The sequence below is a fragment of the Streptomyces sp. Pv4-95 genome (assembly GCF_045782725.1).
In the GTDB taxonomy this organism is placed as follows: domain Bacteria; phylum Actinomycetota; class Actinomycetes; order Streptomycetales; family Streptomycetaceae; genus Streptomyces.
Window position 1 is genome coordinate 8,092,779 of the sequence record NZ_CP127172.1, and the last position, 23,806, is coordinate 8,116,584.

Here is a 23,806-nt window from a genome sequence, read left to right on the forward strand (position 1 = left end):
CCGTTCAGTCCCGGCCGAGGATCGTTGCGGCGGTCTCGACACCTTCGCGTGTGCCGATCACGATGAGGGTGTCTCCACCGGCGAGGCGGAAGTCCGGTGCCGGTGACGGGATCGCCTCGGCGCGCCTGAGGACGGCCACGATGGACGCGCCGGTCTCGGTCCGCATCCGCGTCTCGCCCAGCACCCGCCCGTTCCAGTACGAGGTGGACGAGAGCTCGATCCGCTCCGCGACCAGCCCCAGGTCCGTTGTCGAGAGCAGGTTCGGGCTGTGGTGGGACGGCATCAGCGCGTCGATCAGCGCGGCGGCCTCCGACGCGCTGAGTTTCGCCGACAGGGCGCACTCGTCGGGGTCGTCCCGGTGGTAGGTGTTCAGCGTCCGGTTGCCGTCGCGGTGCGCGATCACCGAAAGGCGACGGTGCTCACGGGTGGTCAGGTCGTAGCGGACCCCGATCCCCGGTAGCGGAGTGCTGCTCAGACGTGGAACGGGCATGGGAAACCCCCAAAGGTGTGCTGTCACGTACCGAAGGCGGGAACGTGAGTTCTGCCTCCAGCAGCCACCCTATCGACACGTAATTCACCGTGATTTGCGATGAATCATGTGCTGTATGTGCGAAATTGCAGTGGCATGGCATGTGCCTGGCGCAGTACGAAGGCGCGCCTCCCGTGCCCTCGCGTACCGATCAGCCCGTCCAGCGCCCCGTCAGGAAGGTCAGGGCGAACACGGTGCTCAACGGTGTGACCAGGCAGAGGTAGGCGGTCTTGATCCGGGGGCTGCGCAGGCTCCAGGCTGCCAGGGCGATCCACAGCGGCCACCACAGGAGGGCGGCGCGGGGGACCGAGGTGTACCAGTAGGACGTTCCCAGCGCGCAGAGACTGAGGGCGACGTAGACGGTCTCGGGCCAGCGGCGTTTGCGTGCCAGCACGATGAGCAGGACCAGGCCGGTGACCATGGCCGCGAGTTCCGCCTGGAACATGAAGGCGTACCCGGTGCTCTGGGCGTGGTCGAAGGCGTTGTGCCAGGTGTTGGCCCAGGCTTCCCACGGGGCGTGGAAGGTGCGGAACCAACCACGCTCCTGCGCATGCTTCCAGGCCATCCAGTCACCGGTGTGGGCGTGCAGATACCAGCTGAAGAGGGCCAGGGGGAGTGCGGGCAGAGCCAGCCACGGCAGGGAGCGCAGATCACGGATGCTGCGTGCGGTGAGTAGGAAATGCGTGACGAGTGCCGCGGCGAGGAACAGTCCGCTGACGCGTACGGCCGTGGCCGCAGCGGTCAGCGTCATCGCCAGGGGCCAGTTGCGGCGTTGAGCGGCGAGCCAGGCGGGCAGGGCCAGGGCCAGGAAGAGCGCCTCGGTGTATCCGACGGCCAGGAAGACGGCGCACGGCGAGAGCAGGAAGAACAGCACGGTGCGCCGTCCTGCCTCGGCGTCGGGCAGGTGGTGCCGGGTGATGCGGGCCAGGGCCAGCACGGCGACCGCTCCGGAAACGAGGGAGATCAGCAGTCCGGCCGACGTCCAGTCCGGCACGATGAAGTGGACCGCGCGCAGCACGAGCGGGAAGCCGGGGAAGAAGGCTTCCCGGTTGTCCCAACCGGGCTGCCATGGCCCGGCCCCGCCGGGAAAGTAGCCGTCGCGCGCGACATTGAGGAAGTGGTCCCAGTCCCAGTGCTGAAAGGGCGCGAGGGGCGGGGTGGGGTCGTGGGCGACGGGGTCGGAGGGGAACAGAAAGCGGGCGCAGTAGGCCGTGATCCAGATCGCTATTCGGGTCAGCAGATACAGCCACAGGATGTCGCGGTCGGCCGGGCTGGGACGCCACGCCGCGGGGCCGCGCACCTTCCAGCGCACACGGCCGGTCCGTTGGGCAGGTTCAAGGAGGCGCGGCAGGCGGCGGGAACGTGCTGGAGGGTGGGGGGAGGCATGGGGGCGCTCGCGCACCTCGGAGGGCATAGCAGGCATAACGGACTCCTATGGGTATGCGCAGGCACGCCGGATCGCCCGGTGACGGTCCGCCGGGGTGGGCAAGAGCGAGCTGGATCAGGGCGGCGAAGTGGCCGCTTCCTGACCGCTTCCTGGAGGCGGCGACGTGGCCGTTCCTTGAGCAGTGTGGGAAGGCGGTGCCGTGGCCGTCCTGGAAGCAGTGCTCGAAGGTGGCTCCGTACTCATGCCTGGAGCGGTGTACGAAGGGGAGCCGCTGCGTGTGGACCCAGGGGTGGGCGAGGTGGAGGTGCCGGGCTCGGTGGGTACCGGCGAGGGCAACCGGTCAGGGGACGGCCTGGGAGTGACGGCCGGGCCCACGGGTGCCGACGGTCCGGGGAGGAGCGCCACAGCGGTGGCGCCGCCGCCGAAGGCCAGGCACGCGACCGTCACCAGCGCGCCGACGCGTCGCCGCCGCGCCCGCCGCCCGCGCGCGACGATCCGGTCCACCGGCGCGGTCACGGCATGATCCTGCCCGGTGCCGGCCGCCTGCCGGAACAGGGACCGCAACGGGTCCTGGAGCTCAGACACCTGGCGCCTCCTCAATGCGCGGGTCGTGCAAGCGGTGAGCGAGTGCCTTGCGGCCACGGCTCAGATGCGTTTTGACCGTGCTCGACGACAGGCCCGTCTCGCCGGTGATCTGCTCGACGGTGAGATCGCACAGGTAGTGCAGAGTCAGCGTGCGACGCTGCTGGACGGGTAGTTCACGCAGCGCCTCGACCAGCGCGACCTGCGCGGGCTCCGGCCCTTCGACATGTGGTGGCGCACCGCTGCGCCGCCACGCGTCGGCGCTGCGGCGCAGGTATCGCCACCGGCTCACCGCCAGCCGCCAGGCGACCGTGCGGATCCACGCCTCCGGCTGTCCGTCCCGGTCGAGCTGCCGACGGCGGCTCCACCCCTTGACGAATGCCTCCTGCACCACGTCCTGCGCCTCGTGCAGGTCGCCGAGCATCACGTACAGCTGTCCCGTGAGCCGCGCGACCGTCTGGGCGTAGAACTCCTCGAACTCCTCGACGGTCAACAGCCTCTCCCGGATCTCTCGCTTCACCTGCTATACGCCCCGCGGGAGGCATCCGGTCGACACGCAAGGCGGGGAAAATGAGTGAGCGTTGTCACGGAACGAAATCGTCCCGGCGTGCATCAGTGGACGTTCGCCGCATCGGCCTTCCGGCGTGGTCGGACGTGCGGGCGTCGGTCCGTTCCGTAGGCTCGGCCGGCATGGAAGAACCGTTGCCCTTCATCCATCATCTCGGTGTGTTCGCTTCGGATTTCGAGGTCAGCGAAGCCTTTTACACCGCGGCCCTCGGCCCGCTGGGGATCACCATCGGATACCGGGCCGCCGGTGTCGCCGAGTACTGGGATCAGGAGCGCGACACGCCCTCGCTGTCCCTTGAACGTGCGGAGAAGGAGTCCGCCGTCACCCGGGGCGTCCACATCGCTTTCACGGCGGTCAGCCGCGACGCGGTGGACAGCTTCCATGCGGCAGCGTCGGCGGCGGGTGGCACATCGCGACACACGCCGCGGCGTTGGAAGGAGTACCGCGCCTACTGCGCGTTCGTCAGTGACCCGGACGGCAACAACATCGAAGCCGTCCACAAGGAGTCTTCCTGACGCTCCGGGTGCTGGTCGAGCTGCCCATGGCCGGGTGCGCCCGCGGACGCACCGATCAACCGGCTTATCGTTCCCGCATGACAAGCGCACCCCGCCTGGAGAAGATCACCCCGGACAACCTCGACCTCGCTGTCGACCTGCGGGTCCGTCCGGACCAAGGGCACCTGGTCGCACCGGTCGTGAAGTCGCTGGCCGAGGCGTACGTCCACCCCGGCACAGCCTGGCCCCGCCTCATCCTTGACGGGGACCGGGCCGTCGGCTTCCTCATGGCCTTCTTCGACATCGACTGGGCCGGTGACGGCACGGCAACGGACCTCCGCTCCGGCCTCTGGCGCCTCAACATCGCGGCAGGCGAGCAGGGTCGGGGATACGGCCGCTTCGCGGTCGAGTCCGTCGCAGCCGAAATCCGCCGTCGCGGCGGCACCCGCCTGACCACCTCCTGGCATCCGGGCGAGGACGGGCCCGAAGGCTTCTACCTCGGGCTCGGATTCCGGCCGACGGGCGAGACGAGCGGCAGCCAAACGGTCGGTGAGCTGAACCTGCGCCAGGAGTAGCACCATCGGACAGAGGCTGGGACGAGCTGTAGCGCCGGGGTCTCGTGGCTGTTGTTATTCGCGGCGGGAGCAATCATCCTGCGTCGGCGGCGTCCAGGAGGTGTTCTCCGTTGTTGCGGACGTCGTTGACCGCCGTTGAGACGGCGCGGGCGTCGAGGTGCCCGTGTGCGGGGGTGGTCAGGAGCGCGCGCAGGTCGTCGGGGTCGTGATGGGTCGGGTCGAGCCACTCGTCGTAGTGGTCGGACGCGATGGCAAGAGGCATGCGCGGGTGGATCCGGCCGGCGGCGTCCCGGGCCTCGGTGGTGATGATGGTGCACGACACGCACCAAGCGGCCGGATCGTCGTCCGCGGCAACGGCGGGGTCGCGCCAGAACTCGTACAGTCCCGCCATGGCCATGACCTCGCCGCTCTCGGGGGTGATGAAGTACGGCTGTTTGCGGGGCTTCGCCTTTCCTTCCGCGGGCAGCTGCTGCCACTCGTAGAAGCCGTCCGCGGGCAGCAGGCAGCGGCGTTTGGCGAAGGCGCGACGGTAGGCCGGCTTCTCGTGGACCGTCTCCACCCGCGCATTGATCATCTTCGCGCCCACGTTGAGGCTCTTCGCCCAGGACGGCACCAGCCCCCAGCGCAGCGGCCGCAGCCGCCGTTCGATCTCACCCGTCCCGCGGTCCGGTCGCTCCAGCACCGCCCACACGTTGTCGGTGGGGGCGACGTTCCAGCTCGGAGCGAGGAGTTCTTCCGGGTTCCACCGGCTGACGTGGAAGAGACCCGCCAGGTCCTGTGGACTACGGGTGGCAACGTATCGACCGCACATGAACCCACCCTGCCACTGCGGCGGCCGAATGGTGGATCACTCGGTGCCCGAAGCGCTTCGGCGTCGCGCTTGGCGGTCGCCGAGGCGCTGCGCGCCGTCTTCGTGTCGGCCCTAGGCCGCCGCGTCTTCCGCCGCGTCCTCCGGCTCGTGGGCGTGCTTGAGGGCGGATCGCGCCGTGACGGCGTCACCCGGGCAAGCAGCCCAGTACTCGTGGCACGACACCGTGACCACCAGGTCGAGCTGCCGGGCGCGCAGCGCTGCGACCTGGGCCTTTTCCTCCTCCGCATAGCCGGGGGAGTCCTCGCGCAGCCGGGGGCGCCAGAAGTCGGCGCCGTGGCCGGCCAGTGGCTCGGCCGACCAGGGAAGCCGCTCGTACAACGCATGCAGATCGGCCTGGACCTGGTGCAGCTTCCGCTGGGCGTCGAGCAGATCCTGAGGGAAATCGAAGGTGTCGGCCACACCGAGAGAATGTGCTCAACCGTTCGAGTTCTGCGGATTGCGCCCCGCGCGTCGGGGCGGCTTCACCCGTCCAGCCGCTGAACGCGTGGGCCGCTGGGCGTCACAGCTCCTCGTGGATGCGGTTCAGGTCGGCGGTGAGCGCATCGAGCCAGATGACCGAGTCGATGAGGAGCGCGGCGGCGACCGCGCGCGGGTCGTGGTCCGAGCTGTTGCGCGGAACGGGCGGTGCCACGTCCAACAGGCCCCGGATGTCGAGGTGTTGGGGACCTACGCGTGGTGGGCCCTGCTGGGTGCGCAGGTGCTGGGCCAGGGCGCGGTAGTCGGCCGCCGTGTTGCCGGCCGCGTGCCGTAGCCAGGCGCCGACCTCATGGTGGGTGATCCTGCCCGGGCGGCCGGGCAGCAGACGCTCGCCGCGCCGGGCGTCCGCCGCGGCCACCAGCACCGCGGGCCAGTCCGGCTGCCCGGCCACGTCGTGCCGCGGCTCGCATTGATACTGGGCCAGGCTCTCCCGGGCGAGGCCCAGGGCGCGATTGACCATGAGAACGGTGGTGTCGGACGTCCCGACGGTGTCACTGTGCTCGACGACCCGTGTGGTGGTCTGTCCGATGGCGTCGGCGACGGCGGAACACAGCGCCGCCATGCTTCTGCGCACCTCGCTCCCCGCGCCCCGTGGCCAGGCCAGCAGGCCGCAGGTCAGCCCGATGACGCTGCCGACCAGGACATCCAACAGCCGTACCGGCGCGAGCTGCCAGGTGACGGGGGCGACCTGGGCGAACAGCGTCGCCACGACCAGGGTGAAGCCACCCTGCGCCCAGGCCAGTCCGCGCAGCGGTCCCACGATGAACGCCGTCAGCATCACCACCGGAAGCACCAGCGCGTACACCGTGATCCGGTCGTGGACCAGTGCCAGCAGCCCGCCGGCCAGCACCGCGCCGACCAGCGTGCCGATGAGCGCCTGCCGGACCGCGGACCAGGTCTCCAGGCTGGTCGTACGGGTGAGCGTGAGCGTGGCGAGCAGCACCCAGAAGCCGTGCTGGAGGTCGAGGAGCCCGGCGATCGCACGGGCCGCGGCCAGGCCGAGTGCGAACCGGCAGGCGTTCTGGAAGATCACCGAACGGGGGGTGAGGTGGGCGCTGAGCCGATGCCACCACAGTTCGAGGGCGTGTGCCCGCGCATAAGTGAAGGCGTGTCCGGCAGGGTTCCGGTCGACGGATCGGTCACCGAACAGGAGCCGGGTGGCCAGGGCGAGGACGACGGCGCTGTCGGCGGCCTGCACCACCAGTGACCGGCGGCGCAGGAAGGTCAGTCGGTCGTCGGAATTCAGCCGCACCAACGTGTCCACGGCCCGGTGGGTGCGGGCGGGGACCAGCCGGCTCTGCAGGGCCGCCGTGGACGGCCCCTCGCCGGGCTCCAGATTCTTCCCCGCCCGTAGCGCGTCGGCTGTCTCGCGGGCGGCGGCGCTGATGCCCTGGAGCAGCGCCACGGTCTCCGGGCGGTAGGTGCGCGGCCCCGCCGAGGCGTGCAGGGCCTCCAGCCGGGCCAGCAGCGTGCGGGCGGTCTCGGCGGCGTGGCCCATCGCCTTGTGACGCAGTCCGGGGGAGGCGGGCAGATCGGCCGGGGGGACCCGGGACGGGCGCAGGGCGTCGCCGGCCGCGTGTGCGCGAGCGAGCTGCGCCACGGGGGCGGGCCCACCGTGGTGATCGGCCAGCACGGCGGCTGCGTCGGCGGCATCGGCCAGCAGCCGGCGGTAGGGCGGGGTGTCGGGTTCGGGCAGCACGAAGCGCTGGGCCAGCGCGAGCAGTGCCGCGCCCAGCAGGAAGCCGGACAGCCGCTGGCCCAGGGCCTCCGGGGCGTAGGGCGGGAAGCAGGGCAGGATGTAGAGCAGTTGCATCCCGGGCGCTGCGCCGGCGATCCGCGGCCCTGTGGTGCCCGCGTAGGCGACCAGGAACCCGATGACGAGCATGCCCAGGACGGCAGCCCAGGTCTGTACGGCGAGCAGCGTGCCCAGCGTGATGAGCGCGAGCCCCGCGGGCAGCGCGGTGAGGGTGGTCGCCGCGCGCTGCCGCCCGGACCCCGGGATGCGGGCCAGCACACCGAGCGATACGACGGTGAACGTGGCGTACACGGACATGACCGTCCGGTCGAAGCCGTAGCGGCAGAGGTAGAAGGCGATGCAGGCGGCGGCCGTCACGCGGACCGCGGTGCCGACGATCGTGTGCTGCCCGCGCAGGCCCTGCCTGCCGTGCTTCAGCACGTGGCGCAGCCTGCGCCGTGCCGCCTGGACCGGCTCGCCGGCCGTACGCCGCGGGGAGCGCGGGGGCTGTCCCTGCTGCGGGCTCACCCCTCCACTATTGGCCAGCTGCTCGGGGTCCGCACCGCGTCGTCCTCGGCAGCTGCCCCGCGCAGCGGCGGTCCGCAGGGGAGGTAGGGCGCCGACGAGGAGGACGCGGCCCGCGCACATCGATGCCGTTCGGGTGAGTCGTGGCCCGACCCGGCATCCGACACGGCCCGAGGAGGAAGAAAGGGGGCGGTGGCGGATACCTCGACCTTGGGGACGGTGTGGTGAGCGGACGGTCCGGGCCGTTTTGGGAGGGCGTGCAGGGGCGCGCGCCGCTGCCTCGGGCGGCGGCCACTCTGGGGCTGGAATTCCTCGACGCGGACGTCGAGAACGGCACCATCGAGCTTGCCTTCACCGCGACCGAGGACTTCACCAACCCGGTGGGCAACGTGCTGGGCGCCTTCCTCGCCGCGATGCTCTACGACACCGTCGGCCCCGCCCTCCTCGCGACCCTCGCACCGGACGAATTCCAGTCCACTCTGGAACTCCACACCCACTTCCTGAGGCCCGTCCGCCCCGGCCGGATCCTCGGAAAGGGGCGCGTGGTGCACCGGGCAGGCGACATCGCCTTCCTGGAAGCCATCCTCACCACCCCCGACGGGACGACGATCGCGACCGCCGGAGCCACCGCCCGTGTCATCCCCCTCGGCCAGGCACCGACCTCGGTGTGACGCCCGCGGCGATCGGACGGGCCGCCTGGCCATGAAGACCTCCCGTCCGCAGGCGCCCGCTCCGGCGAAGAGCTCGGCGCTGAGACCGAAGGAGCGGGCGCCCTGGTGACGCTAAAGAGGGGCGAGCCCTGCGGAGCCGGCGCGGCGTCGGCGGCGTCGAGGATGTTGCGGAAGGTGCGGGTGATGATCGGCCGCGCGACGTGCCGGGTGAGGACGGCGCCGACCACGGGGACCGGGATCTCGGCACGCGTCGTCCAGCACACCCGGGTACCGCCGTCGACCTCGGTGAACGTCATCCGGCCGAGTTCGTGCCTGGACGGCGGCAGACTGCGCTCGACGACGTACTCGGTGGCGTGCGGCGGCTCGTAGCGGGTGATGCGTTCCCGGAACCAGCCGATCAGCCAAAGGTGACCGCGCACCGCACCGACGCCGTACGGTGCGGACTCGCCGCGCCGGGTCAGGCGGCAGCGCAGCACCAGGGGCGAGCGCGTGTAGTTGGTGGTCGTGGTGAGCCAGGCGAAGACATCCCCGATCGGTGCGGCGATGACGCGCTCAACGGTCATGGTTTCCACGGCTGGTGACCTCCTCGGTCGAGTGGACGCACCACATTGGCACGCTGCAGCTTGTCCGGATTGCGGATCCCGTACAGGCCGGTGATCCGACCGTCGTGGATCTCGAACGCGACCAGCCAGTCGAGTACACCGCCGGTGAGGAACCGCGCCGCGGGCATGCCGTTGTACGCGGCGTGCTCGACCCCCGTCGCCGCGCCGCTGGTACGGGTCACACGGAGAACGAACCGGGCGACTTCGGAGCGCCCGGTGATCGGGCGGCGGGCCGCGACCACGTTGCCGCCGCCGTCGGAGATCTGTACGACATCGGGCGCCAACAGGTCCATCAGCGCCTGGATCTCGCCGGTCGCCGCCGCGAGCAGGAACCGCTCGACGATCTCCCGGGTCGCGTCCGATCGGGGCTCGAAACGACGACGCCGTGCGTGGACGTGCCGGCGTGCGCGATGGGCGATCTGACGGACGGTGGCCTCGGCCTTGCCGACGGAGGCGGCGCTCGCACCATGGGAATCGCTTCTTTGGACTGCTCTAACCCGCAGGCTACGAGGGACGTTTCTGATGCTCGATGTACTCCTTGATGATCGGCAGGGGTGCTCCGTCGCGGGATGCGGCGAAGTGGGAGTGCGTGCCCCACAGGTACCGGTGAATGTGGGCGGGGAACTCCTGGCGCAGTCTGCGAGCGGAGACGCCCTTGAGGGAGCCGACCAACCGGGAGATGGCGATCTTCGGCGGGTAGAGCCCCAGATGTTTGGCTCCCAGTACGCTGATCCGCGTGAAGGTCGTGGCGCAGGTGAAGCTGGTGCCGGAGGCCGGTCAGGTCGCCGCGCTGTCCGCGACTCTGCGCACGGTCAACGATCTGGCGTGCTGGGTCTCCGAAGTGGCGTTCGCCCGTGGTGTGCCGCGTGAGTACGAGTTGCGCAAGCACACCTATCCGCACCTCAAGGCCTCCGGGCTGGGGGCGCAGGCGGCGCAACACGTGATCAAGAAGGTGCGCGATGCGTACACCACGCTGCATGCCAATATCCGGGCCGGGAACCTCGGGAAGCCGAAGTCGAAGCGCCGGATCAAGGCCGAGTCGAAGCCGATGGTGTTCCGGTCCGATGCGGCGCAGCCGTATGACGACCGGTGTTTGAGCTGGCAGTACGACCTGCAAACGGTATCGATCTGGACCACCGCGGGGCGCATCAAGAACGTCCGCTTCGTCTGCTCGGCCGACGCCCTCAAGTTGCTCCAGCAGCACCGGCAGGGTGAATCTGACCTGATCGAGCGTGACGGCGCCTTCTACCTGGTCGCCACCTGCGACATTCCCGAGGCCGAGAGTTACGAGCCGGACGGCTGCATCGGCGTGGACCTCGGCATCGTCAACATTGCCACCACGTCCACCGGCTACCAGGCCGCCGGGCGCGGCCTGACTCGCTACCGCAAGCGGCAGCTTGCCCTGCGCAAGAAGCTCCAGAAGAAGTGCACCAAGTCCGCCAAACGCAGGCTCAAGGCCCGTTCCCGCCGCGAGCAGAGGCACGTAAAGAACACCAACCACATCATCGCCAAGACGATTGTGACCGAGGCTGAACGCACCTCGGCCGGGATCTCCCTGGAAGAACTCAAGGGAATCCGGCAGAGGGTACGGCTCCGTAAGCCCCAACGGGTCGCACTCCATTCCTGGGCCTTCGCCCAGCTCGGAGATTTCATCGTCTACAAGGCCAAGCGGGCAGGTGTGCCCTTGGTCTTCGTTGATCCCGCGTACACGTCGCAGACCTGCGCCGGGTGCGGCCACGTCGACAGGCGCAACCGTGTCGACCAGGGGCTTTTCATCTGCCGGGGGTGCGGGGTCGTTGCCCACGCCGACCGGAATGCTTCCCACAACATCGCCACCCGTGGCGAGAGCGTGTGGAATGCGGGGCGTGAGTCACACGTCCCTGCCACCCCATAGGGTGTCTGGACGGAGGAGCCCACCCCAACAGCCAGTTGGGCACTACCTCCAAGCCCGGTCCTTAAGGGCCGGGTCAAGTTGACTGCGCCCTCGATGCGATCGCCCCTGCGCAGCCAGAGTTCGCCGATGACGCAACTGCTCGCCCGCAGTGCCGTGTCGCCAGGATGAGACAGGGATGCGTGGAGCAGGTCGAGACGGCCGGTGATGCGTGAGCCTCTGAACTCGACCCGTCCCCGCGCACGCAGGCACCGCGCCCGCACATGCGCTCCCACGTTGAGGTTCTGCGCGTCCAGCGCGATGCCGTCGGGGTTGTGGAAGACGGCGTCCTGAATGTTGATCCGCCCGGTGACGGAGGCACCGGTCAGGCGTACCTGTCCCTGCGCGCGCATCTGCGGCGCCCACAAGTCGGCCTCGATCGTGGCCTGGTTGAGCTGCAGCACCGGTTCGGAGTCGTCCGCCGCTGTGAACTCCGCCTGCTCCATGAACAGCGCCCCGGAGATCTGCGCGCCGCCGAGCCGCACCGGCCCCTGCATACGGCAGCCCGTCAACCGCAGCGCCCCCTGGATCCGAACGCCCTCCGAGGTGAGGCCCGGCAGAGCGGACTTGCCCAGATCGAGCTGGCGCAGCTGGGCACCGTTCAGGTCGGGAACGCCGTCGAATCGGCAGTGACGCAGCAGGATGGCGGCGTCGATCGTGGCGTGATCGATGCTCAGCACGCCGGTGATCCGTGCACCCGTGATCTTGAGCGCGGCGACTTCTCCGTCCTCCTGCGGAGCCTTGATCAGCAGGCTCCGCAGCACACTTGCCCGCACTGTCCGCTCGGCGCCCCAGGTGTCGCCGAGCGCCGGATCCTCGTTCTCCGCAGTACGGAAGTCCACCGACTCGCCTCGCGGGAAAGCCCGCCATACACGCAGCTCGGTGGGTGTCAGATCATTCGTCTCGCTCACGACGGGACTCTGACCTGCTGCGTTCGAGCTGTCAATTGCCCTGCGGAAGGGCCATGTTGTCCGGATCCGGAGTCGTCCCGATCCGACCGTCCCCCTATGGCGCATGGCGCATCCCGCTTCACCCCTCCCGGAGACCCCCGCCCGAACGACGGCCGGCCCGGGGGTTGGCCGTGCTGTCGTCAGAGGTGCCGGTAGCCCCGGCGGCGTGTGACAGCAGTGGCATGCTCCTCGTTATGTATGAACATCCGAGGGGTAAGTCGACGCCGGGGTTGTGGGGGCGTATTGCGTGTGCCTGGGCGATTGCCTTCGCCGCGCTTCACTTCTATTGGGCGCTGGGCGGCTGCTGGGGCCTGAGCGTTTCGGCAGGGCCCTTGGCCGAGGAACGCCCCTGGTGGTTCGTGGTGGTGGGCCTGTGGGGTGTGGGCTTGCTGTGCCTGGTCGGCGGTGGGCTGGGGTGGCTTCTCGCCCTTTCGTGGCCCGGGGGCCTGGCAGGCAGGGCGGTCCGGGCGCTGGGCTGGTGTGCTTGCGCAGTGTTGTTGTTGCGCGGGGTCGCGGTCGAGGTGCTGCTGCTGACGGATGCAGGGGGCTCGGGGATTGCTGTGAGCGCGGAGCAGCGGTTCTGGACGCTGGTGCTGTGGAATCCCTGGTTCCTGGCCGGAGGGCTCGCTTTCGGTCTTGCCGCCCGTGCGTCCGGGAGGGCGAAGGGCGCCAAGAGCGGCCTCGCCTGACGGTACGTCGGGGCAGGGTGCCTGCGATCGACAGAGAAGGCGTGCCTGGGCACACGTGCTGGAGCAGGTAGGGGCGGGCCCCCTCCACCGCCGCCATGCCCGAACCCCATCGATCCCTCGCGCTTCTCGGCAATACCGCTCGTTGCCCGACCAGCCGGTCGCCTGCGTGTACGCGGGAAGGCGGGGGAATGGATGCTTTACGGTGGCTTGATGCGACTTGTTCCCTGGTGGACCCTGGTGTCTTCGGGGTGCGCGCCCGTCGTCCTGGTCGGTGCCTGGGTGATCGCAGCGCTGCTCCAGGGGCCGGGCTACGAGCCGGTCACTCAGACGATCAGCATCCTGGGGGCGGACGGCGCGTCCGGAAGGTGGGTGCTGAACGGCGCGCTGATCGCCCTCGGGATCTGTCATCTCCTCACCGCCTGGGGGCTGCGGGCAGCTTCCTTCGCCGGACGTCTGGCGTTGGCTGCCGGTGGGGTGGCGGCGATCGTGGTGGCACAGACCCCGGCCCCCATCCGCGGTGGCTCCCTCGGGCACGGTTTCGCGGTCGCGATCGGCTTCACACTCCTGGCGGTATGGCCGGTACTGGCCGCTGATCGCGGCAAAGCCGTGCCATGGGCACTTCGGCCCGCAGCGTCGATCACGGTGACCGGGCTGATGGCGGTGGGCGCCGCCTGTTTCCTGATCGAACTACAGGGCAACGGCGCCGCCGGCGTGGCTGAGCGCGCCCTGACGACCATGCAGTCCCTGTGGCCGTTCGTGGTCGTCGTTTCCTGCCTGCGTCACCCCCGCCGGCCATGAACATCCGGCTCGGGAGTTCAGGCCCGAACGCGCCGCGTGACGGCACCCGGAGAGCACATGGGCGGTGCCGGGCCGGAGGGTCCTGAAAAGCGGTCGCCTTGGGTGATCCGGTTCAGCAGACTCGGACCGTGGATCGATTGACGGAGATTGCGGATCGACTGACCGAAGTCGGCGGCGTGGTCGGCGTATGCCTGGGCGGCAGCCGGGCGAGAGGGACACACCGCCCCGACTCCGACTTCGACCTCGGCTTGTACTACCGGCCTCCACTGGACACTGCTGCCCTGCGCCTCCTGGCGGCCGAGCTGACCGGAGGGCCGGTGGAGGTGACGGAACCGGGCGGCTGGGGACCGTGGGTGGACGGCGGGGCATGGCTGACCGTTGACGGCTGCCCGGTCGACTGGATCTACCGCGACCTGGATCGCGTGCACCGGATCTGGGAAGAGTGCCGGGCGGGCCGCTTCGAGGTGGGCATCCAGGCCGGTCATCCACTCGGCGTGTACTCCCCCGCGTACGTCGGCGAGGTGGCCCTCGGGCGAGTGCTCGCCGACCCCGGTGGCGAGCTGCGGCCCATGCGGCGGGAGGCTCGCCGGTATCCGGAGCCGCTGCGCGCGGCACTGATCGCCAACGCGCTGTGGGAGGCTCCGTTCACCTTGGCCAATGCCCGTAAGGGAGCGGCTCGCGGCGACGCCTATTACGCCGCCGGCTGCCTCTTCCGCGCGATCGGGCTTCTCGTGCAGGGACTGCACGCCCACGCGGGTTGCTGGGTGTTGAACGAAAAGGGGGCGGTTCGGTCCGCAGGAGAGCTTCCGGCCGCTCCCGCGGGTTTCGCCGCGCGGTCTCATGAACTGCTGGGCACGCTCGGCACGGCACCGGCCGTACTCTCCGCCACGCTTGACGCCGCTGACAGGCTGACCGCCGAGGTATGCGAGCGGCTCGCGTCCTGAACTCCGAGGGAGGCGGGCTACGACGAGTTCTGCCCCTCGTGGAGCCTCGAGGGCGCCGGAGAAGGCGCTGTTCGTTCCGAGCCGGGCCGGCCGTGCTGCCGTGCGGTGGCCGACCACGCGTGACAGGGGCCCGGTGCAGTCGTTGATCAAGGTATGAGTGCACTGAGGAAGATCGTCACAGGTATGGGTGCGACGGCTGCGGCTGTTGGTCTCGTCTTCGCCGCCGGTCCGCCGGCGGCAGCCGCCGGCAAGTGGTGTAACCACTCCGTCTGCATCGAGACCTATGACTCGGGTACCTACCTCGGCCGGGTGGAAGTCTCCGTCGTCAACACCAACCAGCCCCACCGGATTTCCGCGCGGGTGTGGACCACCAACGGGTGGAGCGCCAGGACGAAGGCCGAGGACGTCGCCAAGTTCCGGACCTACCGCGACCAGGCATACCCCCAGCGCCACTTCCCGGCGGGCACCCGGCTGTGCGCGGAGGGCTTCCGGGGTGGCGAAAGCGTTGGACTGCCCTGTGTGACGATCACCAACTGACCGCCCCAACAGGGCCCGTCCGGCGAAACGCGGAGATGGGTGCGGCTCAAGCAACCGAGCCGGTGGTCGACGGCGGTACCTCGACGACGAAGAACAGGAAGCAGGGTTTGGTCGAGAGGTCATGGAAGCCGTCGGGGAAGAGTTCACGGGCGGCCGGGTCGGGCTGCGGCTCGCTGATGACGGAAATGCGGAAGCCGGCGCTGGTGAAGGCATCGGTCATCGCCTGCAAAGACTTGCGCCAGAACCTCATCGGGACGGACCGCCCGTTGAACGTCCAGTCGAAGGTATAGCTGGTGGTCGCGAAGTAGTCCGGCCGAGGATCCTGGATCGTGTACGCCACGATGGGGTGGTCCACCGATGCGATCAGCCGGCCGCCCGGGCTGAGCACTCGCCGTAGCTCGGCCAGCGTGGGCCCCCAGTCCTCCAGGTAGTGCAGGACCAGCGACGCGACCACGTCGTCGAACGCACCGTCGTCGAACGGCAGGCGGTCTCTCAGGTCGGCCACGTGCAGGGCTACGTCATCACCGAGCCGCCTCTTGGCCAGTGCCAGCATCCCGGTGCTGCCGTCGATGCCGGTGACGACGGCGCCGCGGTCGCGGAGTGCGGCGGACAGGGGGCCCGAGCCGCAGCCGGCGTCCAGGATCCGACGACCGGCCACGTCTCCGGCGAGGGCTAACACCGCGGGCCGCGCGTAGTACGCGTTCACAACGTTGTTCTCGGTTTCCGCCGAATACGCCTCGGCGAAGCTGTCGTAGTCATTCGCCCGGGCCGGATCGGCAGGCCGGGCGAAGCTCTCGGGCACGTCGGTTACGGGTTCCATCGGCGCAGCCTAGTAGTCGGTCGACCGCCGGCGTCGGGCCCCGCACCCGGTCGGTCGTCTACTGCGGCTCCGTCGCGAGCTGGATGAGGTTGCCGCAGGTGTCGTCCAGTACGGCGGTGGTGACGGGGCCCATCTCCAGGGGCTCCTGGGTGAAGCGGACGCCGAGGCCCCGCAGGCGCTCGTACTCCGCCTGCACGTCGTCGACGGCGAACTGGGCGAGCGGGATGCCGTCCCCCACGAGCGCGTCCCGGTAGGTCTTGACGGCCGGGTGGCCTGCGGGCTCCAGCAGAAGCTCGGTGCCGCCGGGCTCGTCGGGCGAGACCACGGTCAGCCACCGGTCCTTCTCGCCCACCGGGACGTCGTGCTTCTTCACGAAGCCGAGAATCTCGGTGTAGAAGTGCAGGGCCTTGGCCTGGTCGTCGACGAAGACGCTGGTCAGATGGATTTTCATGGGGTGTTCTCCTCCGGAGCGGATGTGTCGGGCACGAGCCATCGCTCGGCTATCTGCCGCAGCGGGGCCGTGTTGAGGTCGTGGAACTTGTAGCGGCCCTCCCGCCTGGTCTCGACGAGTCCGGCAGCCTCCAGCACGGCGAGGTGCTGGGAGACCCCCTGGCGCGAGATGCCGAGCTGATGCTTCATGGTCAGCCGCGAGCAGATCTCGAACAGTGTCTGTCCGGACTTTTCGGTGAGCTCGTCGAGGATGGTGCGACGGGTGGGGTCGGCCAAGGCTTTGAAGAGGTCATCGGCCACAGCCACCATGATAGGCAACTCTTCACTTGCCTATCAAGTCGAGGCGCGCCACATCCCGAGCTGGGTGGTGACGAGCTGCTGGTCGAGGGCACCGGAGTGACTGCCACGGCCGTCGGATCGTGGCCACGTGTGTAGGTGTCGGGAGCACGGGGAGGACGAGTGGCCGTCCGGGATGTGGCTGTCCGCGGGCGCCCTGGAAGCGGACCGGTGCGTCAGACCGCCGTGGGCAGATCCGTTCGGGCGAGGCCGTCGGCGATGGGGGCGGCCGCCGTGCGCAGCATGCCGATCGCCTGCTCCAGCAGCGGATTCGGGTCGGCCGCACGGTGCAGGGCGAAGACCCGGCGTACGTGCGAGGGGTCGGCGAGCCGGATCGCCTGTACCTCGGGTGACTCGATCATCGCCAGTTCGGGGACCATCGCGACGCCCAGTCCCTTGCGTACGAGTTCGTACGGCAGGTTGTAGTCGTTGGTGCGGAAGAGGACCTCGGGGCGGAAGCCGCCCTCCGCGCAGATGTGGAAGAGCGAACGCGCCGCGTCCGTCCCCTCCCGGTAGCAGATCCACCGCTCGTCGCTCAGGTCCCCGATCCGGATGCGCCGGCGCCCGGCGAGCCGGTGGGCCATCGGGACCAGGACGTACAGGGGCTCCTCCAGGATCAGCGTCATCGCCAGGTCGGCCGGCCACTTGTGGGGGACCGTGCCGTACTCGAAGACCACCGCGAGATCCAGCCGGCCGTCCCCCACGGCGGGTGTGACGGTCTGCGGATCGCCCTCCTCGTAGCGGACGTCGACCTGGGGGCGGTCCCGCAGGAAGGCGGCCAGCACTTCCGGCACCAACCGGAAGCCCGCCGACCAGAAGCTGCCCAAATGCAGCCGGCCGCGCTCGGCGGTCGCGAAGGAGCGTGTCTCGTCCTCCGCCGCCTCCAGCTCGGCGAGCAGCCGCGCCGCCCTGCGGGCCAGCTGGGCGCCTGCCGCCGTGGGCCGCACACTGCGCGGGGATCGCTCGAAGAGCGCTACGCCCAGGGTGCGTTCCACCGAGGTGATCTGCTGCGACACCGCGGACGGCGTATAGCCGAGCCGCTTGGCGGTGGCGCGAAGCGAACCGGTCGCCACCACATCGCGGATCGCCTGAAGCTGGATCGGGGTCAGCATCAGCAGAACTCCATCGGTATCAGCATCAGCGGAACTTAACAGCCTCGAGCGCCGGTCGGCCAGAGATCCGAGTGGCCCGGACGCAGGCAGCGGCCCGCAGAGGGGGCGGCATCGAGCATCAGCTCACCTGTACGGCACGTGCGCAAACAGTCACTCTTTTTCATCTTGTCCCGCCGCGCCGGGTGGCGCAGATTGTGCGGTCAGAAGCCCAGCCGATCGAAGCGCGAGGACGACTCCATGGACATACGGCCCGCGGAACGGTGCGTCCGCGTACGCAGGAGGCGCCGTGGCACCGCCGCCGCACTCGTCCTGGCCGCACTGCTGCCGCTGGTGGGCGGCTGCGGTGCCGCGGGGGCCGTGGAACGGTCGCCGGTACGGGCACAGCACAAGGATCCCGCCCTCCACGCGCTGCTACCGGAGAAGATCCGCAAGGCCGGGAGCCTGAAGGTGGCCGAGGGGGACGACTACCCGCCGCTTGTCCAACTCGGTCTGGACAACAAGACGCTGGTGGGTATGGAGCCCGAGCTGATGAAGGCGATCGGGCAAGTGCTCGGAGTCGACGTCGAGTTCTCCAAGTCCAGTTTCGACAGCATCATCGGAGGGGTCCGGTCCCACCGCTACGACCTGGCGATCCAGGCGATGCTGGACAAACCGGAGCGCCAGGAGCACGTCACCTTCGTCGACTACTTCCGTACCAGCAGCTCCATCCTCGTCGGCCAGGACGACAGGAAGTCGATCAGCTCCCTCGCCGACCTCTGCGGCCGCGCCTCCGCCGTGGAGCAGGGCACCTCCCAGGTCGACGACGTCGTCGAGCAGAGCAAGAAGTGCACCCGTGCGGGGAAACCCGCGGTCGAGGTGCTGGTCTTCCCCGACTCGGTGGGCTGCTTCCAGGCCCTGTCCACAGGACGTACCGACGCCTTCGTCGGCGGCTCGCCCACCGTCACCTACCAGGCCGAGCAGTCCGGCGGACGGCTCTTCGAGGTCGGCGAGCCCTACCGCTTCCTGCCCTACGGAATCCTGGTGAACAAGGATGACAAGGCCCTTGCGGAAGCCGTCCAAAAGGCCCTGCAGAAGCTCATCGACAACGGCGCCTACCGCCAGATCCTGAAGTACTGGAAGGTCGAATCCGGCGCCCTTCGGCGCGCCACGGTGAACGGAGGCACGGCATGACCGCGCAGACCAAGTCCGCCATCCCTCCGGTGACCGGCAAGGAGGCTCCCGCCGGCCACACTGCGATCGAGGCCGTACCACTGCGCCGACCCGGGCGGCTGCTTCTGTGCGCGGCGTTGCTCTTCCTGCTGTTCTTCCTGGTGGAGGGCTGGGCCACCAACCCACGGATGCAGTGGCACACCGTCGGGGAGTTCCTCTTCGCGCCCGTTGTCATCGAGGGGCTGGGGACCACCCTGCTGCTCACGGTCGTCGCGATGCTCATCGGTGTCGTCGGCGGCATCGTGCTGGCTGTCCTGCGGATGTCGGACAACCCCCTCCTGGCGAGGATCAGCGGCCTCTACATATGGGTGTTCCGCGGCACGCCGCTCCTCGTCCAACTGCTCTTCTGGTACTTCCTCTCCGCCATCGTCCCCAGGATCGGCTTGGGCATCCCGTGGGGTCCGACCTTCGTGGATTTCGACACGAACCTGCTGATCACACAGCTCACCGCAGCCTTCCTCGGCCTCGGTCTGCACGAGGCCGCGTACATGGGGGAGATCGTGCGCGCCGGCATCACCTCCGTCGACGGCGGACAGACGGAGGCAGCACACGCCTTGGGAATGACCCGTCGTCAGACCCTGCGGCGCATCGTCCTCCCGCAGGCTCTGCGCGTGATCATCCCGCCCACCGGCAACCAGGCGATCTCCATGCTCAAGACCACATCGCTGGTGTTCGCCATCGCCGTTCCGGAGCTGCTCACCTCGGTCCAGGGCATCTACTCGCGGACGTTCCAGCAGGTCCCGCTGCTGACCGTCGCCTGCATCTGGTATCTCGTGGCGACCTCCGTCCTGAACGTCGGCCAGTACTACCTCGAACGCCGCTTCACCCGCGGCTCCCTCCGGGAACTGCCGCCCACCGCCCTGCAGCGGCTGCGCGCCGCCCTCGCCACGAAGCAGGAGCCCCAGACATGACCGCAGAGACGACCGCGGGCACGACCCCCGAGGTAACCGGAGAGAAGGCCGCAGACATGACGACCACCGGCATCGAATCCGTGGTCAGAGCCGAGGGCGTGCACAAGAGCTTTGGCGAGGTCCAGGTGCTCAGGGGCATCGACCTGGCGGTCGCGCCCGGTGAGGTGATGTGCCTCGTCGGGCCGTCCGGCTCCGGGAAGTCCACGTTCCTGCGCTGCATCAACCACCTGGAGTCCATCGACGCCGGCCGCCTCTGGGTACGCGGCCAACTCGTCGGCTACGAGGAGCGCGACGGAAAGCTGTACGAGCTGAAGGAGGCCGCCGTCGCCCGGCAACGCCGCGATATCGGGATGGTCTTCCAGCGCTTCAACCTCTTCCCGCACATGACTGCGCTGGAGAACGTCATGGAGGCGCCCCTTCGTGTGAAGCGGGAGCCCGGGGCCGAGGTCAGGGAACGGGCGGAGACGCTGCTCGACCGGGTGGGGCTCGCGGGCAAGCGGCACAGCTATCCCGCACAGCTCTCCGGTGGCCAGCAACAGCGCGTCGCCATCGCCCGCGCCCTGGCGATGCGACCCGCCCTGATGCTCTTCGACGAGCCGACCTCGGCCCTCGACCCCGAACTCGTGGGGGAGGTACTGGATGTCATGCGGGGCCTGGCCGATGACGGGATGACCATGATCGTTGTCACGCACGAGATGGCCTTCGCCAAGGAGGTGGGCGACTCGCTCGTGTTCATGGACGGGGGAGTGGTGGTCGAATCGGGCACTCCCGCAGCGGTCCTGGACACCCCGCGCCAGGACCGCACCCGGGAATTCCTCAGCAAGGTCCTTTGACGCCTCCCGCAGTCCACCGAGCCCCGGGACGGGCGGGACCGGCCTCAGCAGCCGGCCACCCGCCCGGCCCCCGCACCTCGACCGCATCATCCACGACCGCGCCATCCGGGAATCCCTATGACTCGTGCAATCGTTCTCGGCGCCGGAGTACTCGGCGCCTCCGTCGCCCATCGGCTCGCCGCCGCCGGCGCCGATGTCACCGTCATCGAGTCCGGCGGGCCCGCCGCCGGCACCTCCGGTGCGACGTTCTCCGTGGACGTCACTCATCTGAAGACACCGCACTCCTACTACGAACTCAATCGCCTCAGCTCCGCGGAACACATAGCCCTTGGCGAGGAACTCGACGGCCCTGCCTGGCGCCACCCCATGCCTCTCGTCCAATGGGGCAACACCCCGGACGAACAGCACACCCTCCGCGAGCGTGCCGAGCGGCTGCAGTCCTGGGGACACCCTTGCCGTTTCGTCGACCCGAAGGAGCTGCGCGAGCTGGCTCCCGGCGCCGACCCCGCCGCCTGTACCGGGGACGAACTCGTCGTCCACGACCACGCTTCCTGGTACGACGCCCCGCGGCTGGTGCGTCACCTCCTGGACCGTGCCGCCCTGCAGGGAGCCGTCATCCACTACGGGGTGCACGCCACCGGCCTGCTGCGCATTGGTGACCGCGTCACCGGTGTCGTGGCGGGCGCCCGCAGCTGGACCGCTGACCAGGTCGTCAACTGCACCGGCCCGCACGCCGGCAGCATCGCCGAACTCGCCGGTGTGTCCTTGCCGATGACGCTCTTCCCCGGGCTCGTCGGCGAGAGCACTCCGGTACCCGAAGCCGCGCTCGGAGCCATCCTCGCCGCCCCCGGAGTGGATCTGCGCCCCGCGCCGGACGACCGGGTGCTGTCCATCTCCTGGGAGATCGACGCGCGGCTGCCCGACGCATCCGAAGCAGCCACAGCCCGCCCCGACCTGGAACTGGATCTGCACCGCCGAGGCCAGGCCGTACTCGCCGCGCTGCGCTCCGCGCCCCGGCTCGCCGGCGTGCGTGTCGGCGTACGGCCCGTACCGTTCGACGGACTGCCGCTGGCCGGGGCCCTGCCCGGCGCGCCCGGCCTCTATCACCTCGTCTCGCACAGCGCGGTGAATCTCGCACCGCTGTTGGGCCGACTCGCTGCCGAGGAGATCATGGCCGGCGGCCCGGATACGGCGGGCGCCGGCGTCCTGGCGGCGTACCGGCCCGACCGCTCGACGGCCGCCGATGTCCAGGACGAGAGCCTGCGGACGATGAGCAACCGGTCCGCACCGGCCGCTCACTGACCGGCCACCGGATGACCCGGCGGGACGCCTGCCCGGGCGGCCCGCCGGCCGGTGACGACGTCGCCGTGCCGGCGGACGCTCAGTCGGCGACCAGGCGATAGCCGTAACCGGTGCCGGACCGGCTGGCCCGCTCGTCGTTCTCGCGCTGCCGCCGTACGACGTAACTGCCGGGCGCCATACCGGTGCCGCCGTGTTCGGGGTGGATCAGGTAGGCGACCGCCGTGGTCTCGATGAGTCCGAGCGCCAGTCCGCCGCGGTCGCGGACCCCGGCCGTCCACCAGCAGGTGCCGGCGTCGGCCACCAGGGTGTGCGGATTGCCGCCCGCGGCGCTGCGCAGCAGTTCGATCCCGGCAGGGGGCACCTCCCGCCGTTCGGCGAACGGCGGCACGCTGATGCTGTCGGCGAGGAATGCGTGCGGGACGACGATGAGGTCGCCCTGGGCCTGGAGACCGTCGATGACCGGGATGGTCACCTCGCGCTCCAGATGGCCGAGGACGTCGAGGCCGGTGCGCGTGGTGAGTTCGGCGAGGGTCAGCTGAGTGTGCTGTGGCATGGGTGCATCACCTTTGGATGTTGAGGGGGTGGTGGAAGGGGAAAGGCTGTGCGGCGTCAGGTGCGCCGCAGGAGCCGGGAGTACTGGTCGCCGGTCAGGCCGTAGGACCAGCCGGCGGCCGCGACGGGGTCGCCGATGTCGGCGGGGACCCCCAGGCCGTAGCGGCGTCGTCGTCCGTCCGGTTCGACGGAGCCGTTGACGACGAGCAGTACGCGCGCGGGGCGGCCCCAGACCTGCCGCGGTACGTGGTAGAGGTGCAGGTCGGAGCCGGGGTTTCCGGGGTCGGCGGCGCTGCCGACGAGTTGCAGCCCGGCCTGTTCGATGTAGGCGTCCCAGCCGATGCGTTCGATGGCGCAGCGGCGTACTTCGACGTTGGCCTCGCGGTGGATCCGTTCGACGGTGGGGTCCGTGATCACCCAGGCCGGTACCCGCGTGCCGTTCAGGGCGTACAGCTCGGCGCCGTCCGCGAACCGCACCGCGGGGCTGTCCGGATGGTGCAGCCGTACCTCGCCGTGCCGTCCGCCGGGTGCCGGTTCCGTGTGCACCTCGGCCGGCCGTTCGGCCATGACGCAACGGCCGCGGCCGGGCCACCACCAGCCGGTCGAGCGCGCCAGGGTTGCCCAGAGGGCGAGTTGGCGGGTGTCACTGTCGCGGTAGCGGGCCAGGCCGATGCGTGCCTGGATGTCGTGGTGGGCGATCCAGTGCGCGTCGTGCTGGCCGTACCAGGTCAGCGCGGTCGGGTCGTCGGACGTGGGCAGCAGTCCCGTACGCATCGGTGCCCGCACCGCGTCGCTCACCGAGGCGGCCAGCGCGTCGCGCACGGTGGCTGCGAGCACATCGCCCAGTGGTACCCCGGCGTCGATGGCTTCCTCAGGGCTCAGGGTCCTGGCCGGCGGCAGGCCGCTCGGGTACCACTGCCAGGGTGGTGCGGCGCGGCGGGTCCGTGCGTCCATACGGGTCCGCAGGTCCGACTGGAGTGAAGCGAGCCGGGCGGCGAGCGGCCAGTCGGCGCCGTGTGCCGGGGAGGATTCCGACCGAAGCAGTGCGGGCCGGAAGACCTGCGGGTCGTCGCGCAGTGCTGACCGGGCGGCCGTCGGGGACGGGACCCAGACGAACTGCGGCCGTGGTGCGCCGATCCGGCGGTACAGCTCGGTGACGGCGGCCTCGGCTCGGGCACGGTCGGCCGGTTGTGTGGAGAGGGCGTGGGCGAGCCAGTCGTCCCGAAGGGCGCACGCCAGGCTCAGGCGTTCGCGGCTGGGGAGTTGGCGCGTATCGGGGAGCGGGCTGCGGGCGAATTTCCCGCGCGAAGAGAGCACCGGGCTCACCGGAGGGTGGCGGAGTCCGCCTTTCCATGGGTCATGGACGGGATCGTGGCAGGTACCGGTGCCTTTCGGCAAGGGATTATCGGCAGGGGAT

Annotated in this window: 27 protein-coding genes and 1 pseudogene; 13 read left to right on the forward strand and 15 right to left on the reverse strand. The window is 69.9% G+C overall.

The features are described 5' to 3' along the window. Positions 1–4: 4 nt before the first annotated feature. Positions 5–490 (reverse strand): cation:proton antiporter regulatory subunit, encoded by a 486-nt coding sequence (locus tag QOM21_RS35545; RefSeq protein WP_407555213.1) that lies wholly within the window; start codon positions 488–490, stop codon positions 5–7. Between the two features lie 190 nt (positions 491–680). Next, positions 681–1,952 (reverse strand): mannosyltransferase family protein, encoded by a 1,272-nt coding sequence (locus QOM21_RS35550; RefSeq protein WP_407555214.1) that lies wholly within the window; start codon positions 1,950–1,952, stop codon positions 681–683. A 205-nt stretch (positions 1,953–2,157) separates the two neighbouring features. On the opposite strand from QOM21_RS35550, the gene QOM21_RS35555 reads away from it, so the two are divergent. Continuing rightward, a complete protein-coding gene (locus QOM21_RS35555; RefSeq protein ID WP_407555215.1) occupies positions 2,158–2,439 on the forward strand; it encodes a hypothetical protein in 282 nt (93 codons plus the stop codon). 54 nt (positions 2,440–2,493) lie between these two features. Here the strand turns inward: QOM21_RS35555 and QOM21_RS35560 are convergent, their stop codons facing one another. Continuing rightward, positions 2,494–2,991 carry a SigE family RNA polymerase sigma factor gene (locus QOM21_RS35560; protein ID WP_407555999.1) on the reverse strand — a complete coding sequence of 166 codons (498 nt, stop codon included), beginning with the start codon at positions 2,989–2,991 and terminating at the stop codon, positions 2,494–2,496. Positions 2,992–3,113: 122 nt separating this feature from the next. On the opposite strand from QOM21_RS35560, the gene QOM21_RS35565 reads away from it, so the two are divergent. Both QOM21_RS35565 and QOM21_RS35570 read left to right on the forward strand, forming a co-directional pair. After that, entirely contained in the window at positions 3,114–3,581 is a 468-nt protein-coding gene (locus QOM21_RS35565) for a VOC family protein (RefSeq protein ID WP_407555216.1), read from the forward strand. 77 nt (positions 3,582–3,658) lie between these two features. Then, entirely contained in the window at positions 3,659–4,135 is a 477-nt protein-coding gene (locus tag QOM21_RS35570) for a GNAT family N-acetyltransferase (RefSeq protein ID WP_407555217.1), read from the forward strand. Between the two features lie 73 nt (positions 4,136–4,208). Here QOM21_RS35570 and QOM21_RS35575 read toward each other — a convergent pair whose 3' ends face one another. The 3 genes from QOM21_RS35575 to QOM21_RS35585 form a co-directional block, all read right to left on the reverse strand. Further along, positions 4,209–4,946, reverse strand: coding sequence for an SOS response-associated peptidase (locus tag QOM21_RS35575; RefSeq protein WP_407555218.1), 738 nt, complete (start codon positions 4,944–4,946; stop codon positions 4,209–4,211). 111 nt (positions 4,947–5,057) lie between these two features. Then, positions 5,058–5,405 (reverse strand): hypothetical protein, encoded by a 348-nt coding sequence (locus QOM21_RS35580; RefSeq protein WP_407555219.1) that lies wholly within the window; start codon positions 5,403–5,405, stop codon positions 5,058–5,060. 100 nt (positions 5,406–5,505) lie between these two features. Then, entirely contained in the window at positions 5,506–7,746 is a 2,241-nt protein-coding gene (locus tag QOM21_RS35585) for an FUSC family protein (RefSeq protein ID WP_407555220.1), read from the reverse strand. A 221-nt stretch (positions 7,747–7,967) separates the two neighbouring features. Here QOM21_RS35585 and QOM21_RS35590 point away from each other — a divergent pair, with 221 nt between their 5' ends. Continuing rightward, on the forward strand, positions 7,968–8,414 hold the full coding sequence (locus QOM21_RS35590; protein WP_407555221.1) for a PaaI family thioesterase: 447 nt from the start codon (positions 7,968–7,970) through the stop codon (positions 8,412–8,414). A 125-nt stretch (positions 8,415–8,539) separates the two neighbouring features. Here the strand turns inward: QOM21_RS35590 and QOM21_RS35595 are convergent. The 3 genes and pseudogenes from QOM21_RS35595 to QOM21_RS35605 form a co-directional block, all read right to left on the reverse strand. Next, a pseudogene (locus QOM21_RS35595) lies at positions 8,540–8,986 on the reverse strand (SRPBCC family protein); the annotation flags it as partial. Further along, positions 8,974–9,309, reverse strand: coding sequence for a hypothetical protein (locus tag QOM21_RS35600; RefSeq protein WP_407555222.1), 336 nt, complete (start codon positions 9,307–9,309; stop codon positions 8,974–8,976). The pseudogene QOM21_RS35595 and the gene QOM21_RS35600, both read right to left, overlap by 13 nt. Before the next feature lie 211 nt (positions 9,310–9,520). After that, positions 9,521–9,748, reverse strand: a complete 228-nt coding sequence (locus tag QOM21_RS35605; RefSeq protein ID WP_407556000.1) for a transposase — start codon at positions 9,746–9,748, stop codon at positions 9,521–9,523. 4 nt (positions 9,749–9,752) lie between these two features. Between QOM21_RS35605 and QOM21_RS35610 the strand changes: the two genes are divergently transcribed. The 5 genes from QOM21_RS35610 to QOM21_RS35630 all read left to right on the forward strand — a co-directional run bounded on the left by QOM21_RS35610 (position 9,753) and on the right by QOM21_RS35630 (position 14,864). After that, complete coding sequence (locus tag QOM21_RS35610; protein WP_407555223.1) at positions 9,753–10,910, forward strand: RNA-guided endonuclease InsQ/TnpB family protein; 1,158 nt, start codon at positions 9,753–9,755, stop codon at positions 10,908–10,910. A 1,180-nt stretch (positions 10,911–12,090) separates the two neighbouring features. Further along, positions 12,091–12,585, forward strand: a complete 495-nt coding sequence (locus QOM21_RS35615; protein WP_407555224.1) for a DUF3995 domain-containing protein — start codon at positions 12,091–12,093, stop codon at positions 12,583–12,585. A gap of 210 nt (positions 12,586–12,795) precedes the next feature. After that, positions 12,796–13,383, forward strand: coding sequence for a DUF998 domain-containing protein (locus QOM21_RS35620; RefSeq protein ID WP_407555225.1), 588 nt, complete (start codon positions 12,796–12,798; stop codon positions 13,381–13,383). 128 nt (positions 13,384–13,511) lie between these two features. Then, positions 13,512–14,327 carry a nucleotidyltransferase domain-containing protein gene (locus QOM21_RS35625; RefSeq protein ID WP_407555226.1) on the forward strand — a complete coding sequence of 272 codons (816 nt, stop codon included), beginning with the start codon at positions 13,512–13,514 and terminating at the stop codon, positions 14,325–14,327. 183 nt (positions 14,328–14,510) lie between these two features. Continuing rightward, on the forward strand, positions 14,511–14,864 hold the full coding sequence (locus QOM21_RS35630) for a hypothetical protein (RefSeq protein ID WP_407555227.1): 354 nt from the start codon (positions 14,511–14,513) through the stop codon (positions 14,862–14,864). Positions 14,865–14,910: 46 nt separating this feature from the next. Here QOM21_RS35630 and QOM21_RS35635 read toward each other — a convergent pair whose 3' ends face one another. The 4 genes from QOM21_RS35635 to QOM21_RS35650 form a co-directional block, all read right to left on the reverse strand. Next, positions 14,911–15,684 (reverse strand): class I SAM-dependent methyltransferase, encoded by a 774-nt coding sequence (locus QOM21_RS35635; RefSeq protein WP_407555228.1) that lies wholly within the window; start codon positions 15,682–15,684, stop codon positions 14,911–14,913. A 58-nt stretch (positions 15,685–15,742) separates the two neighbouring features. Further along, on the reverse strand, positions 15,743–16,135 hold the full coding sequence (locus QOM21_RS35640) for a VOC family protein (RefSeq protein WP_407555229.1): 393 nt from the start codon (positions 16,133–16,135) through the stop codon (positions 15,743–15,745). Then, positions 16,132–16,434, reverse strand: a complete 303-nt coding sequence (locus QOM21_RS35645; protein ID WP_407555230.1) for an ArsR/SmtB family transcription factor — start codon at positions 16,432–16,434, stop codon at positions 16,132–16,134. The genes QOM21_RS35640 and QOM21_RS35645 overlap by 4 nt, the downstream gene beginning before the upstream one ends. A gap of 212 nt (positions 16,435–16,646) precedes the next feature. Further along, positions 16,647–17,582, reverse strand: a complete 936-nt coding sequence (locus QOM21_RS35650; protein WP_407555231.1) for a LysR family transcriptional regulator — start codon at positions 17,580–17,582, stop codon at positions 16,647–16,649. A 237-nt stretch (positions 17,583–17,819) separates the two neighbouring features. On the opposite strand from QOM21_RS35650, the gene QOM21_RS35655 reads away from it, so the two are divergent. The 4 genes from QOM21_RS35655 (at position 17,820) to QOM21_RS35670 (ending at position 21,837) form a co-directional block, all read left to right on the forward strand. Next, positions 17,820–18,752, forward strand: a complete 933-nt coding sequence (locus QOM21_RS35655) for an ABC transporter substrate-binding protein (RefSeq protein ID WP_407555232.1) — start codon at positions 17,820–17,822, stop codon at positions 18,750–18,752. Then, complete coding sequence (locus tag QOM21_RS35660) at positions 18,749–19,702, forward strand: amino acid ABC transporter permease (protein ID WP_407555233.1); 954 nt, start codon at positions 18,749–18,751, stop codon at positions 19,700–19,702. Before QOM21_RS35655 ends, QOM21_RS35660 begins: the two co-directional genes overlap by 4 nt. A gap of 56 nt (positions 19,703–19,758) precedes the next feature. Then, complete coding sequence (locus tag QOM21_RS35665; protein ID WP_407556001.1) at positions 19,759–20,535, forward strand: amino acid ABC transporter ATP-binding protein; 777 nt, start codon at positions 19,759–19,761, stop codon at positions 20,533–20,535. 117 nt (positions 20,536–20,652) lie between these two features. Beyond that, positions 20,653–21,837 (forward strand): NAD(P)/FAD-dependent oxidoreductase, encoded by a 1,185-nt coding sequence (locus tag QOM21_RS35670; RefSeq protein WP_407555234.1) that lies wholly within the window; start codon positions 20,653–20,655, stop codon positions 21,835–21,837. A gap of 79 nt (positions 21,838–21,916) precedes the next feature. On the opposite strand, the gene QOM21_RS35675 is transcribed toward QOM21_RS35670, so the two are convergent. After that, the gene (locus tag QOM21_RS35675; RefSeq protein ID WP_407555235.1) at positions 21,917–22,390 is read right to left on the reverse strand and encodes a hypothetical protein; all 474 of its coding nucleotides are present in this window, start codon (positions 22,388–22,390) and stop codon (positions 21,917–21,919) included. Between the two features lie 56 nt (positions 22,391–22,446). Next, positions 22,447–23,706: a DUF6745 domain-containing protein gene (locus tag QOM21_RS35680; RefSeq protein WP_407555236.1), complete on the reverse strand. Its 1,260-nt coding sequence runs from the start codon at positions 23,704–23,706 to the stop codon at positions 22,447–22,449. Positions 23,707–23,806: the final 100 nt, after the last annotated feature.

Coding starts and splice junctions, on each gene's coding strand:
- QOM21_RS35545 (WP_407555213.1), bottom strand. CDS start 490: ATGCCCGTTCCACGTCTGAGCAGCACTCCGCTACCGGGGATCGGGGTC.
- QOM21_RS35550 (WP_407555214.1), bottom strand. CDS start 1,952: ATGCCTGCTATGCCCTCCGAGGTGCGCGAGCGCCCCCATGCCTCCCCC.
- QOM21_RS35555 (WP_407555215.1), top strand. CDS start 2,158: ATGCCTGGAGCGGTGTACGAAGGGGAGCCGCTGCGTGTGGACCCAGGG.
- QOM21_RS35570 (WP_407555217.1), top strand. CDS start 3,659: ATGACAAGCGCACCCCGCCTGGAGAAGATCACCCCGGACAACCTCGAC.
- QOM21_RS35575 (WP_407555218.1), bottom strand. CDS start 4,946: ATGTGCGGTCGATACGTTGCCACCCGTAGTCCACAGGACCTGGCGGGT.
- QOM21_RS35600 (WP_407555222.1), bottom strand. CDS start 9,309: ATGGACCTGTTGGCGCCCGATGTCGTACAGATCTCCGACGGCGGCGGC.
- QOM21_RS35615 (WP_407555224.1), top strand. CDS start 12,091: ATGTATGAACATCCGAGGGGTAAGTCGACGCCGGGGTTGTGGGGGCGT.
- QOM21_RS35620 (WP_407555225.1), top strand. CDS start 12,796: ATGCGACTTGTTCCCTGGTGGACCCTGGTGTCTTCGGGGTGCGCGCCC.
- QOM21_RS35630 (WP_407555227.1), top strand. CDS start 14,511: ATGGGTGCGACGGCTGCGGCTGTTGGTCTCGTCTTCGCCGCCGGTCCG.
- QOM21_RS35635 (WP_407555228.1), bottom strand. CDS start 15,684: ATGGAACCCGTAACCGACGTGCCCGAGAGCTTCGCCCGGCCTGCCGAT.
- QOM21_RS35640 (WP_407555229.1), bottom strand. CDS start 16,135: ATGAAAATCCATCTGACCAGCGTCTTCGTCGACGACCAGGCCAAGGCC.
- QOM21_RS35650 (WP_407555231.1), bottom strand. CDS start 17,582: ATGCTGACCCCGATCCAGCTTCAGGCGATCCGCGATGTGGTGGCGACC.
- QOM21_RS35655 (WP_407555232.1), top strand. CDS start 17,820: ATGGACATACGGCCCGCGGAACGGTGCGTCCGCGTACGCAGGAGGCGC.
- QOM21_RS35660 (WP_407555233.1), top strand. CDS start 18,749: ATGACCGCGCAGACCAAGTCCGCCATCCCTCCGGTGACCGGCAAGGAG.
- QOM21_RS35665 (WP_407556001.1), top strand. CDS start 19,759: ATGACGACCACCGGCATCGAATCCGTGGTCAGAGCCGAGGGCGTGCAC.
- QOM21_RS35670 (WP_407555234.1), top strand. CDS start 20,653: ATGACTCGTGCAATCGTTCTCGGCGCCGGAGTACTCGGCGCCTCCGTC.
- QOM21_RS35675 (WP_407555235.1), bottom strand. CDS start 22,390: ATGCCACAGCACACTCAGCTGACCCTCGCCGAACTCACCACGCGCACC.